Raw genomic sequence first — 16,766 nt, forward strand, 5'->3', positions numbered from 1 at the left:
GTCGACCCGGGGTGGGGCGTTCTGCACTGCGGTCAAACCGCACCGGCACCGGCACCAGCACCGGCATCAACACCGGAATCAACACCGGCACCAGCACCGGCTGGGCAGGTCACTCCTCGGGTTCGATGACCCCGAACAGCTCGAGCGGGTGCGTGAGGCGCCACCACGGGCTCGGGGCTTCGACGTCGTCCGCGAGCGACAGCGACGTGGTGATCGTGTTGAGCGGCCCGACGCTCGTGAGTGTGCCGACCTCGTCGCCCTCCTCGCGGCTATCTCCCAGACGGAAGGTCGCCGACGACTCGGCGAACGCGCCGTTCCACAGCACGACGTCGGCATCGGCATCCGTCACCACCTCGGTGGTGGTTCCCCAGAGCGTCGTGACCGTGCCGACCACTGTGCCCTTCGCGACCGCCGGCGCCTGTTCGGCGAGCGCCGTCTCAACCTGGGTGAACAGCGAGCGCGTCTGCGCGAGGCGCTGGTCGTCGTCCGCCTGACCGAGAACAGCCGCATAGACCCGCACGGTCGTGTCGTCGACCGTGATGTCCTTGGCGGTCAGGAGGTTCCAGCTGTCCCCGAGGGTGCCGGTCTTCACCCCGACGACGCCGGCATCCGCGAGCATCCCGTTCGTGTTGCGCACCGTTCCCGCACCGGGCAGATCCACCGACGGGGTGCTGACGATCCCTGCGAAGACGGGATTCTCCATGGCCACCTCGGCAAGCGCCACGAGCGCTTCGGGGGTGGCCTTGTTTCGGTCGTCGAAACCGGAGGGGGTCGCTATCGTGATGCCGTCGAGTCCGCGGTCGCTCAACCACTCGGCGGCGGCGTCGGCGAAGGCGGACTGCGATCCCCAGATCTCCTCCGCGAGGCGGTCGATGTAGTTGTTGGCCGAACCCAGGAGCGTCCCCTGCAGGAGCTGGTACTCGGTGAGCGATCCGTCGACCGGCACGTCGAGGGCCGACTGATCGGAGCGTCGGTAGTCCCAGTACTCCACGGAATCGGACCACGTGAACGAGAAGCTCGGCCCCTGCTCGCCCACAGCCAGAGGCATTCGGTCGAGCACCATCATGCTCGAGACGACCTTGGTCACGCTCGCGATCACGGCTGGATCGAGCGACGAGGAGCTCGTGCCGATTCCGCCGACGCCCACGGCCGCGCTCCCCTGGGACGGCCAGGTCATGACGGCTGCCGGCGACGCGGTCGGCTCGAACTCGACGGACTGCACCGTCGGTGCCACCTCGTGCAGAGGCCACAGCATCGTCGTTCCCGCATAGGTCGCGAGGAACCCGACGAGCATTCCGAGCGGGACCAGAACTCCGGGGCGCGCGATCGCGGGTCGCAGATGCGCATCCTTCAGCAGCTCTCCGCCGCCGGTCGACGCCTCCGCAGTCTCGTCGAGTGGAAGGAGAGTGGTCTGCTGCGCGACTGCGATCGGGTCGACCCAGGTCAGCGGGGTGCCGCCGCTCGATTCCTCCGCCCACTGCGGTTCGGGCGAATCTGCGGCATCCGTGTCATCGGCAGGCTTGATGGCATCACTGCTCTCCGCGACATCCGTCTGCTCAGGGACGTCCGCGGCATCCCTGGGGAGCGGGGCCTCGGAGTCTGCGGCCTCGACGGAGTGGGGAGCGGTCACCTCCTCACGGTACCGAATCCCGTCGGAGATCAGCGGCGCTGCACCGGGATCGCGCGGGAGTGTCGCCACTGGGTAAGATCGGAAGACAACCACGGGAGTCCGGCGAGCCGGGCTGAGAGGGAGCGAATCGCGCTTCGACCGTCGAACCTGATCTGGGTCATGCCAGCGCAGGGAGGAGCTACTGATGAGTGCATCCACGTCCGGATCCACCACGGGATCGGCACCCACCGCAGTCACGTCCGGAGGGCTCGGTCGACCGGAGCTCTGGCGCTGGCGGGTCGTCGACATCGTCGTCGCGAGCGTCATCGCCGTCGCCTGCGCGTTGATCTTCCTGCTCTGGAACGTCGGCTACGAGGTACCGAGCAGCATCCTGAAGCCGCTCCTGCCCGGCGTGCAGGGCCTGCTGGCCGGCCCCTGGCTCATCGCCGGCGTGCTGGGCGCGATCATCATCCGCAAGCCGGGTGCCGCGCTCTACACCGAGCTCGTCGCCGCCACCATCTCCGCCCTGGTGGGCAACGAGTGGGGACCCCTCACGATCGTGTCCGGACTCGTGCAAGGCCTCGGCGCCGAGCTGATCTTCCTGCTCTTCCTCTACGGCGTCTGGCGGCTGCCCGTCGTGATGCTCGCCGGCGCCGGCGCCGGGCTCGCGTGCGGCATCAATGACCGCATCCTCTGGTACGCGGGCGCTGACACTCTCTTCACCACTGTCTACATCGCCTCCACCACGATCTCCGGCGCGGTCATCGCGGGCCTCGGAGCCTGGCTGATCGCTCGCGGACTCGCGGCCACGGGCGCACTCGGTCGGTTCGCCGCCGGCCGCGAGGTCGCTGCACGGGTGTGACCGAGGCCACGGACGCGCACAAGAACGCGGCCGCCACCCTCGAAGCCCGCAGTTGGGGGTGGCGGTACGCGACGAGGCGCCGCTGGGCGATGCGCGGCGTCGGCCTCCGCATCGAGCCCGGAGAGCGGGTGCTCCTGCTCGGGGCATCGGGGTCCGGCAAGTCGACGCTCCTGCAGGGGCTCGGCGGTGTGCTGGGTGGTGCCGACGAGGGCGAGACCCAGGGGGAGCTGCTTGTCGACGGGCAGTCTCCGACCGCCGCTCGAGGTCGGGTCGGGATGGTGCTGCAGGACCCGGACACCCAGACGATCCTCGCTCGGATCGGCGATGACGTGGCGTTCGGATGCGAGAACCTCGGCGTTCCCCGTGACGAGATCTGGACCCGCGTGCGCGCCGCGCTGGCGGCCGTCGACCTGGACGTCGATCTCGATCGCTCGACCGCCGCGCTCTCCGGCGGGCAGAAGCAGCGTCTCGCGCTGGCCGGTGTGCTGGCGATGCGCCCCGGCGCGATCCTGCTCGACGAGCCGACCGCCAACCTCGACCCCGGCGGCGTGGAGGACGTGCGGGATGCCGTCGCCGCCGCCCTGGATGCCACCGGCGCGACTCTCGTCGTCATCGAGCACCGGATCGACGTCTGGCTGCCCCTCGTCACGCGGGTGATCGTGCTCGGGGCTGCGGGCGGGGGGACTGGGTCGGAGGGAGAAACCGTCGTGCTCGCCGACGGCACTCCGCAGCAGGTGCTCGGCGCGAGGGGGGCCGAGCTCGCGGCATCCGGTGTCTGGGTCCCGGGGCATCCGCCGGCGCTGCCGCCATCGCCTTCTCGGCCGCCGGGGGAGACGCTGCTCGAGGCCCGCGGTCTGACAGTCGCCAGGAAGCGCGGACTCGCCGTTGCCGGGCCCTTCGATCTCGACGTGCGTGCGGGGGAGGTGCTCGGCATCACGGGGCCGAACGGCGCGGGCAAGTCGACGCTCGGGCTGACGCTCGCCGGACTCATCCCCGCGGAAGGGGGTCGTGTCTCGGCACTCCCGACATTGGCTGCTGGCGAGAAGAGCGATCCGTTCCGTTGGTCGTCGCGCGCGCTGCTCACCCGCATCGCGACCGTGCTGCAGACGCCCGAGCATCAGCTGCTCGCGAAGACGGTCCGCGACGAGCTGTCCGTCGGGCCGCGGGCGCTCGGGATCCCCGAGGCCGAGATCGCTGTCCGCGTCGACGACCTCCTCGAACGGCTGCGGCTCTCCGCCCTCGCCGCCGCGAACCCGTACACGCTGTCCGGAGGCGAGAAGCGGAGGCTCACGGTCGCCGCCGCTCTCGCCACGAGGCCTCGCATGCTGGTGCTCGACGAACCCACGTTCGGCCAGGATGCCACCACCTGGGCTGAGCTCGTGGGGCTGATCGCCCGGCTCCGCGACGAGGGGACCGCCGTCGTCGCGATCAGCCACGACGAGACGGTGCTCGCCGCGCTCCATGCGCGCCGTGTGGAGATCGGCCGATGATCGATCCGCTGACGGCTCGCATCGACCGACCGGGTCCCATCGCCCCCCGGTCGGCGCTCGCCAAGCTCATCGCCGCGCTCCTGATCGCGCTGCCCCTCGTGCTGACGATCGACGTCGTCTCGGCATCCGTCGCTCTGCTGCTCGAGATCCCGCTGCTGCTGCTCGCCGGCCTTCGAGCGCGCGAGTTCTGGACCCGCACGGCCGTGCTGTGGATCGCCGCCCCGCTCGGCGCGGTGACGATCGCGCTCTACGGCGCCACGAGCGGCGTCGTCCATTTCGAGTGGCTGGTCATGCGCGTCAGCGACGGCTCGCTCGCCCTGGCGGCGGCGACGGCGGTCAGGGTCTTGGCGATCGGGCTCCCCGCGGTCGTGCTGTTCATCACGGTCGATCCCACCGACCTCGCCGACGACCTCGCGCAGCGCGCGAAGCTGCCTGCACGATTCGTCGTGGGAGCTCTCGCCGGGATGCGGATGCTGGGGCTGCTCGTCGAGGACTGGCGCGCGCTCGCCCTGGCCAGGAGGGCGCGTGGGGTGGCCGACCAAGGCCGAGTGCGCCGTGCGTTCGGGATGGCCTTCGCGCTGTTCGTGCTCGCGATCCGTCGCGGGTCATCGCTCGCGACCGCCATGGAGGCGCGAGGATTCGGCGGACGGCAGCCGAGGTCGTGGGCACGGGAGTCGGTGTGGGGTATCCGCGACACGATCTTCGTGGCGCTCGCCGCACTGATCCCTGCGGTCGCGATCACCGTCGCCGTGCTCACCGGCAGCTGGAACTTCATCCTCGGTCCGGTCGCCTAGCACTCAGCGTTCTCATAGCTCGCGTGCCGATCCATTCGCTAGCATCGAATGAACCCAAGGGGAGTACTCCACCACGGGCGGCTCGTCATTACGGATGTCACTGCATCCCGGGTCCCCGGTCCTCGATCTCGAGGATGGAGAAGACCTTGGCGTCGACCTTCTGTCACGCCATGTCTCGGAGTCCCTTGTGAACATCACCCCTCTCGTGTGGATCATCACGATCGCCGTCACGATCGCCTTCTTCGTGTACGAGTTCTTCGTCCACGTCCGCAAGCCCCACGAACCCACCATCGGCGAGTCCGCCCGCTGGTCGGCGTTCTACATCGGCCTGGCGCTGCTGTTCGGTGTCGGCATCGGCGCCGTGTCCGGATGGACGTACGGCGGGGAGTACTTCGCCGGCTACCTCACCGAGAAGGCACTGTCGATCGACAACCTCTTCGTGTTCCTCATCGTGATGACCGGATTCGCGGTGCCGAGGATCTATCAGCAGAAGGTGCTGATGATCGGCATCGTGATCGCGCTGATCATGCGCGGAGGGTTCATCGCCCTCGGTGCCACGCTGATCGAGAACTTCTCCTGGATCTTCTACCTGTTCGGCGCCCTGCTGCTGTTCCTCGCCTACCGTCAGGCTTTCGCGCACGGCGATTCCGACCCGGCGAACGGTCGATTCATGCGCTTCGTGCGCCGCATCCTCCCGGTCAGCGACGAGTACAACGGAGACCGGCTCACGGTCGCCCGTGACGGCAAGCGATACTTCACGCCGATGTTCCTCGTGATCATCGCGATCGGCTTCGTCGACCTGATCTTCGCCGTCGACTCGATCCCCGCGATCTACGGTCTGACCGAAGAGGCCTACATCGTCTTCACCGCCAACGCCTTCGCGCTCATGGGGCTGCGTCAGCTGTACTTCCTCATCGGCGGACTGCTGCAGCGCCTCGTCTACCTCGCCCAGGGTCTCGCGGTCATCCTCGCCTTCATCGGCGTGAAGCTCGTGATGCACGCCCTGCATGTCAACGAGCTGTCGTTCATCAACGGCGGCGAGCCGCTGCTGTGGGTGCCCGAGATCCCGATCTGGTTCTCGCTCGTGTTCATCGGCGCCACCATCGCGGTGGCCACGGTCGCGAGCCTGATGAAGACGCGACGCGACGACAGGCGCGATGCGCTCGACCCCGCTGCTCCCTCCTCCGACACCCTCACCACCGACACCCGCACCACGGAAACCCAGAAGGAACACTCGTGAACCAGTCGCGCCGCTCCGACGCGTCCGCAGACCCTGACAGACCCGGCGCCCGAATGACCTCGGGCGCCCCCGCACCTCGTGAGGCGACCCGCTGATGGGCGACCTCGCGGTGAACATCGCCCTGGTGTTCGTCTTCGTCCTGGTGGGCGGCGTGTTCGCCGCCACGGAGATGGCCCTCGTCACTCTGCGCGAGAGTCAGATCAACGCGATCGCCGTTCGCGGACGGCGAGGGGAGAAGGTCGCGAGCCTCGCTCGCAACCCCAACACCTTCCTCTCGGCGGTGCAGATCGGTGTGACGGTCGCCGGCTTCGCCTCGGCCGCGTACGGTGCGACCTCGATCGCCCCGTCGGTCGCTCCGTTGCTGGAGGGATTCGGCATGGCGCCGCCACTCGCCATGACCCTGGCGACCGTGCTGCTGACCCTCGTGATCGCGTATCTGTCGCTGGTGCTCGGCGAGCTGGTGCCCAAACGGCTGGCGATCCAGCGGAATGCGCAGTTCGCGTACGCGGTCGCGCCGGTGCTCGACGGCTTCGCGACGATCATGCGCCCGGTGATCTGGCTGCTCTCGGTGTCGACGAACGCGGTGGTGCGCCTGCTCGGCGGCGACCCGCACAAGGCGGCCGACGAACTCAGTGAGGAGGAGCTGCGTGACATCGTGGCGACGCATCAGAGCCTCCCCGACGACGAGCGTCGCATCCTCGACGACGTCCTGTCGCTGCGGGGACGTCAGGTCAGCGAGGTCATGCGTCCGCGTCCGGAGGTCGTCGCGCTCGACGGTGCGGCGACGCTCGCCGAGGCCATCGCGCAGGTGAGGGAGCTGCCGTATTCGCGGTACCCGGTGATCGACGCGTCACTGGACGACATCGTCGGCTTCGTGCACGTGCGCGACCTGTTCGAGGCGGCGGCGGACGACGCGACGCGCCAGGTCTCGGGACTCATGCGCCCGGTCGAGTACGTGCCGTCGACGGCGGGCGTCCTGCCCACGCTCACCCGCATGCGGGCCGCCGGCCACCAGATCGCCGTCGTGGTCGACGAGTACGGCGGCACCGACGGCATCGTGACCCTCGAGGATCTCGTCGAGGAGGTCGTCGGTGAGATCTTCGACGAGTACGACACGGAGGACCGGATGCCGGATGCCGGCGGCGCGCTCGACGGCCGACTCAACCTGCAGGACTTCGCCGAGATCACCGGCATCGCCCTGCCGCGTGGGGCGTCGGACACGGTCGCGGGGTTCGTCACGGAGATGCTCGGACGCCTCGCGGTGGTCGGCGACTCGGTCGAGGTGCCCGGTGCGACGCTTCGCGTGACCGCCGTGGATCGCCGCCGCATCGCGGAGATCCGGGTGGTCGTGCACGAGGAGGCCGGCGGGGATCCCGTCGGGAGCGGCGGATCCGTCGTGAACGGCTGACTCACGTCTCGTTCCGGAGGCGGCGTGCTGCTCCCGGGATTGCGTCGAGTAGCCTCCCGCTGCTGACTCTGTATCGGCGGCATGACAGGTGATAGCGAACGTCCAAAGGTGAGCACATTTGACGCGGAATTGAGTACTGGTTGCGTGCCGGTGTAGGGCTAAGCTCGCGGCATGTTCAATCGATTCGCGGCTTTCGGCTTGATTGCTCTGGGAGTTGCAGGAATCGTCCTCAGTATTCAGATATGGCAGCCCTGCTTCGACTCCGCGGTCTCCGAGCAATGCCTTGACGCCATGAGCGCTCGCGCTCACTGGCCGACAGCTTTCGGATTCTGGGCAACGGGCGTCGGGCTCGCGATTGTCGGTGCTTTGTCGCGGGTGGGCCGCTGGGCGTCTCTCGCTGCAACAGTGCTTTTACTCGTGGCGGCTCATCCGGCCTTCGACCCGGGGATCGGCACGTGGGACACGGCAGATGCTGTTCCGGGCTCAGGGATAATCTCTGCGTCGTGGTTGGTCCTTGCAGGGGCCATCATCGGCGTAGGGGGAATTGTTGAGCAAAGACGAATTGTCAAGCAACGCAGTGAGAGGAAACCCGCACACCCAAATCACTAAGCCTTCTGACCCGTTACCCCACGACGCTTCATTCACACCTCTCCTTGAGAGGAGCTACGCAAGTAGCTAATCCCCAGAATGAAAAGGGTAATGAAGATGGAAATGCAACGTCGCATCATCGCGTCTCACACCGTCAAGTCGGTCCTCGCCGGACTTGTGCTCGCCGCCGTCGTCACGTTCGGCGTTCCGCTGGCAGCAAATGCCGCCGGTGAACCTTGCGCCGAAAATCCGCCCTCGTGCGGCTACCTGAGAAACAGTGGAGGCTACAGCTTCCAGGCTTCTACGGACTACGTGAACACAACCACAGTCGCGACAGGAGCCAAGAAGCAGACCGTCGCACCGGGCAGTCGGACTTCTGTTGGCTGGGACTGGGACGCCGTATGGGTGCCGGCGGGGCGATGCGTGAAGACCTACGGCGGGGCTTTCTGGAACATTGAGACCAAAACGAATCGCGTTGGCCAGGTCTCGGGCCGTTGGCACAAGGTCGACAACTGGGGCGCAAGCGTATACATGTACGCCGCCAACTGCTGACCGTGAGCACGATCCGATCCCTTGGCACAGGCCGGGGATCGGATCGTATCTGCCGACGCGAATGCTGCGCCGGCTACCGCTGTCCCATGGCTCGACTCAAGGCCCACTTGGTGAATCTCGATGGTCTATAGCAACGGTCTGACTCAGGTCTCGTTCCAGAGACGGCGGTAGTACTCGAGGCGTTCGCGATCGGGCTCGACGCCGTAGGCCTCGATGAGCGCGTCCTCCCATCCAGGGCCGAAGTTCCACTCCGTACTCATCGACGCGACGGCGATGTCGGCCCAGCGGTCGGCGACACCGAGGGCGGCGAGGTCGACATGCGCGGCCGGGCGACCATCGTCGTCGAGCAGCGTGTTGGGCATGCAGGCGTCGCCATGACAGACGACGAGCCGGTCGACGGGTGGCGGCGTGCGCAGATCGGCGGGCACGATGACGCCACGCTCGGCGGCGTTCACGATCCGCCACTCGGGGTCCCAGGTCCACGGGCATGCGTCGACGGGCAGCGCGTCGTGCATGGTCCTCAGGGCCGCGCCGACGGCGCGCACCGCTGTCGCGGGGTCGTCGCTCCAGCGCGGATCCACGGCACTGCGCCCCGGGATCGCCGCAGTGACGAGCCACTCGTGCGTGGCATCCTGTCCCTGATCGAGGACCTCGGGAACCGCGATCCACCGGCGCGCCCAGCGCATCCGCTCTGCCTCATCGCGCATGTTCGCCTCGGCGTCGTGCGGACCCCACTTGATGAAGCGACCGTCATCCGTGCGGAACGTGAGTCCGCCGATGCCGTTCAGCCAGACCGGAGCGAGCTCGGCATCACCCGCGAGCGCGCGCACGGCGGCAGGGATCTCGACGGCGGCGGACGGGATGCTCATTCTTCAATCCTCTCGCGTCCCGCGAACTCGCGTCTCGCGAACGTATATCGATATGCATGTATTCTCCCGGTTCGTGCGGGGCGCACGCGGTTAGTGTGTGACGCGGTCGCCGTCGGCGACCGCGTCACACACTCCTTCTCGAGACCCGAGGTCTTCGTGCGCGCTTCAGGTCGGTCACAGTGGTGGCGGCGGCAGGGCAGCGATGCCGACGCCGCAGCGGCGCCCGCTTCGACGACCCTGCCCAAAGCGCCGGCGATCTCCACGGCAGAGCCGGATGAGGGAGACCTCGACCGGTTCGTCGAATGGATCAGCGCCGACGACGACCGAGCCCCGGTCGCCTCCGACGCTGTCGTGAACGCACGCACGACCATGAAGGAGTACGACGACATGAGTTCACTGGACGACGTCCTGCAGCAGCTGCTGGCCATCGAAGGCGCCACGGGCGCCGCGATCGTCGACTACGGGAGCGGGATGGCTCTCGCGCAGGGCGGAAGCCGCTCGTTCGATCTCGGTGTCGCCGCGGCGGGCAATTCGAACGTCGTGCGGGCGAAGCTCGCCACCATGCGCGACCTCGGAGTCACCGACGACATCGACGACATCCTGATCAGCCTGAGCACGCAGTACCACCTGATCAACGTGCTCGACGCGCAGCGGGCGGGTGGCCTGTTCATCTACCTCGTGCTCAACCGCGCTGCGGCGAACCTCGCGCTCGCCCGCCACAAACTGAAGGGCATCGCCGCGCAGATCGAGGTCTGATCCCACGCGAGGCGAAACGGATGCCAGAGGGGAAGGGTCGTGGGGGTCCTTCCTCTCCGTCGCGCACGGCGTAGGCTCGGAGTCGATTCCGCCGTCGCTCCCCGGCTTCTCCCGTGAGGCGTTTGGGACTGGGAATCAGCTAAGCTGACACTGAGTCGCACACGTTTCGAAGGAGAACCGCATGCAGATCCAGGGCTCGAGTGCTCTCATCACCGGCGGTGCGTCCGGGCTGGGCCTCGCCACCGCTCGCACGCTCGCCGCCGCGGGCGCCGTGGTCACGATCCTCGACCTGCCCTCGTCGGCAGGTGCGGAGATCGCCGACGAACTCGGCGGAGTGTTCGCAGGCGGTGACGTCACGAGCGCGGAGGATGCCGCGGCAGCCGTCGCCGCCGCTCAGAACGCCGCGCCCCTGCGCATCGTCGTCAACTGCGCCGGCATCGCCCCGCCGGCCAAGGTGCTCGACCGGGAGGGCAACCCCGCGGTGCTCGCCGATTTCGAGCGCATCGTGCGGATCAACCTGGTCGGCACCTTCAACGTCCTGTCGCAGGCATCCGCGGTCATCGCGAAGAACGACGCCACCGAGGACGGCGATCGCGGCGTCATCGTGAACACCGCCAGCGTGGCCGCGTTCGACGGTCAGATCGGCCAGCCCGCCTACTCCGCGTCGAAGGGCGGCGTGCACGCCATGACGCTGCCCGTCGCGCGCGAGCTCGCGCGCTACGGCATCCGCGTCTGCACGATCGCTCCCGGGATCATGGAGACCCCCATGCTCATGGGGCTGCCGCAGGCAGCGCAGGATTCGCTCGGCCAGCAGGTGCCGTTCCCCTCGCGGCTCGGCCGTCCGGACGAGTACGCCTCGCTCGTGCGGCAGATCGTCGAGAACGGCTACCTCAACGGGGAGACGATCCGCCTCGACGGCGCGATCCGCATGGCCCCGAAGTGATCCGACCGGCGTTCGAATCGCGCGATCGACCCGATTCGACCCGGACACACCGCACCCCACGCGATTCGAAACGAGAAGGTGGCTGATGAGCACACTGGCAGGCAAGACCATCCTCATGTCCGGCGGAAGCCGTGGCATCGGCCTCGCGATCGCGCTGCGCGCGGCCGCCGACGGGGCGAACATCGCGATGCTCGCGAAGACCGACACCCCGCATCCGAAGCTCGAAGGCACCGTGCACTCTGCGGCGGAGCAGATCCGCGCGGCCGGCGGCCAGGCGCTCCCGATCGTGGGCGACGTGCGCGACGACGACGACATCACCGAGGCCGTGCTCAAGACGCAGGGCGAGTTCGGCGGCATCGACATCGTCATCAACAACGCCAGCGTCATCGACCTCTCGCGCTCGCTCGACCTCGGCGCGAAGAAGTACGACCTGATGCAGGACGTGAACGTCCGCGGCACGTTCATGCTGTCGCGCGCGGCCGTCCCGATCCTCAAGGATGCCGAGAACCCGCACATCCTCTCGCTGTCGCCGCCCCTGAACCCGAGCCCGAAGTGGCTCGGCGCGCACACCGGCTACACCCTCGCGAAGTTCGGCATGACGATGGTCACGCTCGGCCTCGCGGCGGAGTTCGGCCGCGACGGGATCGCTGCCAACACGCTCTGGCCCCGTACGACGATCGCGACCGCGGCGGTGCAGAACCTGCTCGGCGGAGACAGGGTCATGGCGGCGAGCCGCACTCCTGACATCTATGCGGATGCCGCGTACGCGGTGCTGCTCAAGCCCGCGGCCGAGTACACCGGTCAGACGCTGATCGTCGAGGACGTCCTCGAAGCCGACGGTGTGACCGACTTCTCGGCCTACGCCGCGGTGCCGGGTACCCCCGACGACCGCCTGTTCCCCGACATCTTCCTGGACTGAGTGGACTGAGGCAGGGCCGGCGTCAGAACAGCAGGTACACCGCACCGGCGATCGTCAGCACGATCACGATGCGGTCGAACAGCACCTGGTCCATCCGCTTCGCCAGACGGATGCCGGCGAGGGCGCCGATCACGACGAGCGGCGCCAGCACGGCATCCATCAGCAGCACCTGCCCCTCGAACAGGCCGAGGCCGGCGAGGAACGGGATCTTCACGAGGTTGATGACCGCGAAGAACCACGCCGAGGTGCCGAGGAACACCTGCACCGGCGTGCGCGTCGCGAGGAAGTACATCGACATCACCGGGCCGCCGGCGTTCGCGACCATGGTGGTGAATCCGCCGAGCGTGCCGTAGACACCCGAGAGCACGAGGCTGCCGGGCGTGGGTGCCGTGGCATCCGCGCGATTCTGCCGCCAGCGCCGCCACAGTGTGACGGCGATCATCGCGAGCAGGATGACGCCGATCGCCCGACGCACGATGCCGTCACCGGCCAGCGCGAGGAAGGCGAACCCGGCGAGCAGGCCGGCGAGCACCGCGGGCGCGAGGCGCAGCAAGGTCGGCCAGTGCGCGTGACGCCGATAGGTGATCAGCGCGAACACGTCGCCGACGATGAGCAGCAGCAGCATCGCGGCCGTCGAGGTGCGGGCGGGCAGCACGGTCGCGAACAGCGCGATCGCGAGGATGCTGCCGCCGGGCAGAGCCGTCTTCGAGATGCCGATCGTGACGGCGGCGAGGCCGAGCGCCGCCCAGGCGAGGGGTGCGAGGTCGATCACCGAGCCCTCACCGTGCTCGCAGGCTCACGAGCGGGCGGAGGCGAGCGCGGCGGCGAAACGTGCCGAGCGCTGCTCGATGTCGGCCCAGTCGGATGCCGCGAGGGACGCGCCGTTCGCGAGGTCGCCGCCTGCGCCGACTGCGACGGCGCCGGCGCGGAACCAGTCGGAGACGTTGTCGGGTGTCACGCCTCCGGTCGGCATCAGTGGCGCATCGGGGAAGGGTCCGCGGAGCGCGCCGAGATACGAGGGGCCACCGAGCGAGGCGGGGAAGATCTTGACGACGTCGACGCCGAGCTCGAGCGCGCCCATCACCTCGGTGGGGGTCATCGCGCCGGTCATCACCACGCGGCCGGTGTCGAGCATCGCGCGGGTCAGAGCGGGAAGGGTGCCGGGGCTGACGAGGAACTCGGCGCCGGCGTCCGCGGCGAGAGCGGCCTGCTCGGCGGTCGTGACGGTGCCGGCGCCGATGTAGGCGGCGTCGCCGTGCCGGGCGATGAGCTCACGGATCACCGCAGGCGCGTCGGGCGTCGAGAACGTGACCTCGATGCCGGTCACCCCACCGCGGATGATCGCCTCGGATGCCTCGAGGGCGGCCTCAGGCGACGGTGCGCGGAGGACGGCGAGGACGCCGGTGGCTCGGGCGCGCGAGAGACGGTCGGGCATCGGGGCTCCTTCGGTGGGGGACCGCTCCATTCTCCCCGACCGCATCCTGTCATTACAACCGATGCGGACGAGGCCAGGCCTCGACGATGTCCTTCGCCTGCTTGAGGCCGAAGTCGGTGTGCTCGCGCACGAGCTTGATCGCCTGGATCTTCTGGTCCCCGGCGATCAGCCGGTCGACCTCGGAGACCACCGACGCGGGCAGCGCGCCACGCACCGACGAGGGTGTGGCGGTGATCGAAGAGGAGGCCGCGGCGGCATTCGAGACCGCGGCGAGGTGCGGGGCGGTCGTGCTGACCGACCAGTGGTCGATCCGATCCTTCGCCTCCTGCAGGCGCACGCCGGTGTGCTGGCGGTACAGCTTGATGGCCTGGATCTTCTGTCCGGCGGCCACGAGTCGATCGACCTCAGCGATCGCCGCGGGGGTGAGCTGCGACGTGGCGGCCGTCGACGTCGACGTGGATGCCACTGAGCGGGCCATCGTCGGCGAGGGGGTGTAGACCTGCGGCTCCGGCGCCTTCGGACGCATGGATCGCAGTGCTGCCGCGACGATCACCGCGCCGATGACGATCGCAGCGAACACACTGCCGACGGCGATGACGAGGTCCATGCGGTCAGTCTAGGCATCCGGCGCCTCGCGCCCCAGGGCCTTCCCACCCGGCACCGCGTACCCTGGAGGTATGACCGAGACTCCCCGCACGCGCGAGACGCGCCCCGCCACGGCACCCGCGTCGTCCCGTTCGGGGGCCGTCCGCTCGACCGGCACGCCACAGGTGCGCCCTGCGACCGAGGGCTGGACGCAGCAGAAGGATGCCGAGGGGCGGCCGCTGCTGCAGTTCGCGAGCCCCAAGCGCGGCAAGCCGCCGGTGCACCTCGCCGACCTGACTCCCGCCGAGCGCATCGAGAAGGTCAAGGAGCTCGGGCTCCCCGGGTTCCGGGCGAAGCAGCTCTCCACGCACTACTTCCGGCACTACACGTCGGATCCGGCCGAGATGACCGACCTTCCGGCCGACACCCGCGAGCAGCTCGTCGCGGGCATGCTGCCGCCCCTGCTCACCGAGGTCCGGCGCCTGGAGACCGACCGCGGCGACACGATCAAGTTCCTCTGGCGCCTGCACGACGGTGCACTCGTGGAGTCGGTGCTCATGCGCTACCCGGGGCGCATCACGCTGTGCGTGTCGTCGCAGGCCGGATGCGGCATGAACTGCCCGTTCTGCGCCACCGGCCAGGCGGGGCTGACCCGCAACATGTCGACGGCCGAGATCCTCGAGCAGATCGTCCGCGCCAACCGGCTGATCGCCGACGGCGGCCTCGGCGGCAAGAAGGCCGACGACCACTCGATGGAGCGCGTCTCGAACATCGTCTTCATGGGGATGGGCGAGCCGCTGGCCAACTACAAGCGCGTCATGGACGCCGTGCGCTCGATGGTCGCCCCGCAGCCCGACGGCCTCGGTATGAGCGCGCGCGGCATCACGGTCTCGACCGTCGGACTGGTGCCGGCGATCAAGAAGCTCGCCGACGAGGGCATCCCGGTGACCTTCGCGCTGTCGCTGCACGCGCCGGACGACCACCTGCGCGACGAGCTCATCCCGGTGAACTCCCGCTGGAAGGTCGACGAGGCGCTCGACGCCGCGCGGTACTACTACGAGAAGACCGGCCGCCGTGTCTCGATCGAGTACGCGCTGATCAAGGACATGAACGACCACGCCTGGCGTGCCGATCTGCTCGCCGAGAAGCTCAACGAGCGCGGTCGCGGCTGGGTGCACGTCAACCCGATCCCGCTGAACCCGACGCCGGGTTCGATCTGGACCTCGTCCGAGCCGTCGGTGCAGAACGAGTTCGTGCGCCGGCTCAACGACGCCGGCATCCCGACGACCCTCCGCGACACCCGGGGCAAGGAGATCGACGGCGCGTGCGGTCAGCTCGTCGCGACGACCGAGGACGAGGCTGCGTCCGCCGCGATGGCCTGAGGCTCGGCCTCATCGCCGCGGTCGCGGATACCGGTGCTGATGCCGGCGCGAGCGGCGTCACGGACGCCGTCGCGGTGACCGAGTGATCCGGCGCGAGCGAGCCACGAGGCGATGCGCTCGGGCTTCGCGTCCTTGACGCCCAGCATCCGGGTCGTGCGTACCGAGCGGATGCCGCAGAATCGCAGCGTCCCGCGCGCCACGTGCGTCCGCGCCGGGAGCCCGGTGAAGGGCGTCAGGAACCACGGGGTGTCCGCCAGCAGGAACAGGCGCCCGCTCGCCGCGGTGAGAAGGCCCTCGGGGAGTCCGGCCTTCGAGTAGCGGTATTCCTGCTGGGGGAGCAGCGCGCGATCGAAGAACCCCTTCAGCACTGCGGGCACCGATCCCCACCAGAGGGGCGTCACGACCACGACGGTCGCGGCCTCCCGCAGTGCCTGCTTGGCGTCGATCAGATCGGGCTCCAGCTCCATGCGCTCGCGATACCCGAAGCGTAGCGACGGGTCGAAGTCGAGGTCGCGCAGCGCGAGGATGCGGGCATCGCCGTGCGCTGCGGCATAGCGACGAGCGAGCTCTGCGGAGAGCGAGCGGGCGTCCGGGTGGCCGTCGATGATCAGGGCGGAAGGCATTCGAACTCCTATGTTGACAGTGTCAAGTACTGGTGGACACTGTCAAGATAGGCAACAATGTTGCTTGTGTCAAGTTCTCGGTCCGGCTATCACCACGGCGACCTCGCCCACGCTCTCGAAGCGGCCGCGATGCAGCTGCTCGCCGAGAAGCCCGCGGGGGAGATCAGCCTGCGCGAAGTCGCCCGCGCGGCGGATGTCAGCCACAACGCCCCGTACCACCACTTCTCCGACCGGCGAGGGCTGCTGAAGGTGCTCGCCGAACGCAGCATGGCCGACCTCGTCGCTGCCGTCCGCGAGGCGATCGAGGGTGCGGGCGACCCTCGTGCCGCGGTGATCGAGGGCGGCGGTGCGTACATCCGCTACGCGGTCGAGCATCCGCACGGCTTCGACGTCATCTACGACCCCACCGTTTGCATCCCGGGGGAGCCGAGCGAGACCATGGCGCCGCTGATCGACGAACTCGAGGAGCTGCTGTCGGAGGCATCCGTCGCGGCGGGACTCGACGGCGACACCGGCGTCATCGGCGTCTGGGGCCTCGCGCATGGTCTCGGGACGCTGTGCGCCGCCGGTCACTTCACGCTCGACGCCGCGCTCGCCGCGAGTGCCGATGCGCTCACGCGCATGCTCCCGCGCTGATCTCGCCAACGTCGCCGAGAGCCGTCGCGAGCGCCGCAGCAGGCAAGGACACAGCGTTCGTCCACGTTTTCCACA

17 protein-coding genes and 1 riboswitch are annotated in these 16,766 nt (G+C 68.8%); of the genes, 11 read left to right on the forward strand and 6 right to left on the reverse strand.

Going from position 1 to position 16,766, the window contains the following annotated elements; all coding sequences use genetic code 11:
• Window positions 1-109 precede the first annotated feature (109 nt).
• Window positions 110-1,630 (reverse strand): D-alanyl-D-alanine carboxypeptidase family protein, encoded by a 1,521-nt coding sequence (locus tag BLW44_RS03310; RefSeq protein ID WP_139305232.1) that lies wholly within the window; start codon window positions 1,628-1,630, stop codon window positions 110-112.
• 81 nt (window positions 1,631-1,711) lie between these two features.
• Window positions 1,712-1,821: riboswitch (TPP riboswitch) on the forward strand.
• On the opposite strand from BLW44_RS03310, the gene BLW44_RS03315 reads away from it, so the two are divergent.
• The 6 genes from BLW44_RS03315 (at window position 1,815) to BLW44_RS17710 (ending at window position 8,543) form a co-directional block, all read left to right on the forward strand.
• The gene (locus BLW44_RS03315) at window positions 1,815-2,471 is read left to right on the forward strand and encodes an ECF transporter S component (RefSeq protein WP_060926354.1); all 657 of its coding nucleotides are present in this window, start codon (window positions 1,815-1,817) and stop codon (window positions 2,469-2,471) included. (Overlaps the previous riboswitch by 7 nt.)
• Window positions 2,472-2,560: 89 nt before the next feature.
• A complete protein-coding gene (locus tag BLW44_RS03320) occupies window positions 2,561-3,961 on the forward strand; it encodes an ABC transporter ATP-binding protein (protein WP_060926355.1) in 1,401 nt (466 codons plus the stop codon).
• A complete protein-coding gene (locus BLW44_RS03325; RefSeq protein ID WP_060926326.1) occupies window positions 3,958-4,755 on the forward strand; it encodes an energy-coupling factor transporter transmembrane component T family protein in 798 nt (265 codons plus the stop codon). The genes BLW44_RS03320 and BLW44_RS03325 overlap by 4 nt, the downstream gene beginning before the upstream one ends.
• A gap of 187 nt (window positions 4,756-4,942) precedes the next feature.
• Window positions 4,943-5,995 (forward strand): TerC family protein, encoded by a 1,053-nt coding sequence (locus BLW44_RS03330; protein WP_060926353.1) that lies wholly within the window; start codon window positions 4,943-4,945, stop codon window positions 5,993-5,995.
• 94 nt (window positions 5,996-6,089) lie between these two features.
• Entirely contained in the window at window positions 6,090-7,403 is a 1,314-nt protein-coding gene (locus BLW44_RS03335; RefSeq protein WP_060926325.1) for a hemolysin family protein, read from the forward strand.
• A gap of 705 nt (window positions 7,404-8,108) precedes the next feature.
• A complete protein-coding gene (locus tag BLW44_RS17710; RefSeq protein WP_139305233.1) occupies window positions 8,109-8,543 on the forward strand; it encodes a hypothetical protein in 435 nt (144 codons plus the stop codon).
• Window positions 8,544-8,686: 143 nt separating this feature from the next.
• Here BLW44_RS17710 and BLW44_RS03340 read toward each other — a convergent pair whose 3' ends face one another.
• Window positions 8,687-9,412, reverse strand: a complete 726-nt coding sequence (locus tag BLW44_RS03340) for an aminoglycoside 3'-phosphotransferase (protein WP_060926324.1) — start codon at window positions 9,410-9,412, stop codon at window positions 8,687-8,689.
• A 156-nt stretch (window positions 9,413-9,568) separates the two neighbouring features.
• On the opposite strand from BLW44_RS03340, the gene BLW44_RS18170 reads away from it, so the two are divergent.
• The 3 genes from BLW44_RS18170 to BLW44_RS03355 all read left to right on the forward strand — a co-directional run bounded on the left by BLW44_RS18170 (window position 9,569) and on the right by BLW44_RS03355 (window position 12,030).
• Window positions 9,569-10,168: a hypothetical protein gene (locus BLW44_RS18170; protein WP_245647372.1), complete on the forward strand. Its 600-nt coding sequence runs from the start codon at window positions 9,569-9,571 to the stop codon at window positions 10,166-10,168.
• Window positions 10,169-10,349: 181 nt separating this feature from the next.
• Window positions 10,350-11,111: an SDR family NAD(P)-dependent oxidoreductase gene (locus tag BLW44_RS03350; RefSeq protein ID WP_060926323.1), complete on the forward strand. Its 762-nt coding sequence runs from the start codon at window positions 10,350-10,352 to the stop codon at window positions 11,109-11,111.
• 85 nt (window positions 11,112-11,196) lie between these two features.
• On the forward strand, window positions 11,197-12,030 hold the full coding sequence (locus BLW44_RS03355) for an SDR family oxidoreductase (RefSeq protein WP_060926322.1): 834 nt from the start codon (window positions 11,197-11,199) through the stop codon (window positions 12,028-12,030).
• Between the two features lie 22 nt (window positions 12,031-12,052).
• Here the strand turns inward: BLW44_RS03355 and BLW44_RS03360 are convergent, their stop codons facing one another.
• Genes BLW44_RS03360 through BLW44_RS03370 form a run of 3 tightly spaced genes read right to left on the reverse strand, consistent with a single transcriptional unit; the run spans window position 12,053 to window position 14,072 of the window.
• Window positions 12,053-12,802, reverse strand: a complete 750-nt coding sequence (locus tag BLW44_RS03360) for a sulfite exporter TauE/SafE family protein (protein ID WP_060926321.1) — start codon at window positions 12,800-12,802, stop codon at window positions 12,053-12,055.
• Between the two features lie 24 nt (window positions 12,803-12,826).
• Window positions 12,827-13,465, reverse strand: coding sequence for a bifunctional 4-hydroxy-2-oxoglutarate aldolase/2-dehydro-3-deoxy-phosphogluconate aldolase (locus BLW44_RS03365; protein WP_082724488.1), 639 nt, complete (start codon window positions 13,463-13,465; stop codon window positions 12,827-12,829).
• 52 nt (window positions 13,466-13,517) lie between these two features.
• Window positions 13,518-14,072, reverse strand: coding sequence for a ribosomal protein L7/L12 (locus BLW44_RS03370; protein ID WP_060926319.1), 555 nt, complete (start codon window positions 14,070-14,072; stop codon window positions 13,518-13,520).
• Between the two features lie 70 nt (window positions 14,073-14,142).
• Here BLW44_RS03370 and rlmN point away from each other — a divergent pair, with 70 nt between their 5' ends.
• Entirely contained in the window at window positions 14,143-15,432 is a 1,290-nt protein-coding gene (rlmN, locus tag BLW44_RS03375) for a dual-specificity RNA methyltransferase RlmN (protein ID WP_174521346.1), read from the forward strand.
• On the opposite strand, the gene BLW44_RS03380 is transcribed toward rlmN, so the two are convergent.
• Window positions 15,381-16,055: an NAD(P)H-dependent oxidoreductase gene (locus BLW44_RS03380; protein WP_074731456.1), complete on the reverse strand. Its 675-nt coding sequence runs from the start codon at window positions 16,053-16,055 to the stop codon at window positions 15,381-15,383. The genes rlmN and BLW44_RS03380 overlap by 52 nt on opposite strands.
• A 66-nt stretch (window positions 16,056-16,121) precedes the next feature.
• Here BLW44_RS03380 and BLW44_RS03385 point away from each other — a divergent pair, with 66 nt between their 5' ends.
• Window positions 16,122-16,691: a TetR/AcrR family transcriptional regulator gene (locus BLW44_RS03385; RefSeq protein WP_060926318.1), complete on the forward strand. Its 570-nt coding sequence runs from the start codon at window positions 16,122-16,124 to the stop codon at window positions 16,689-16,691.
• Window positions 16,692-16,766: the final 75 nt, after the last annotated feature.

The sequence above is a fragment of the Microbacterium hydrocarbonoxydans genome, from assembly GCF_900105205.1.
GTDB lineage: Bacteria > Actinomycetota > Actinomycetes > Actinomycetales > Microbacteriaceae > Microbacterium > Microbacterium hydrocarbonoxydans.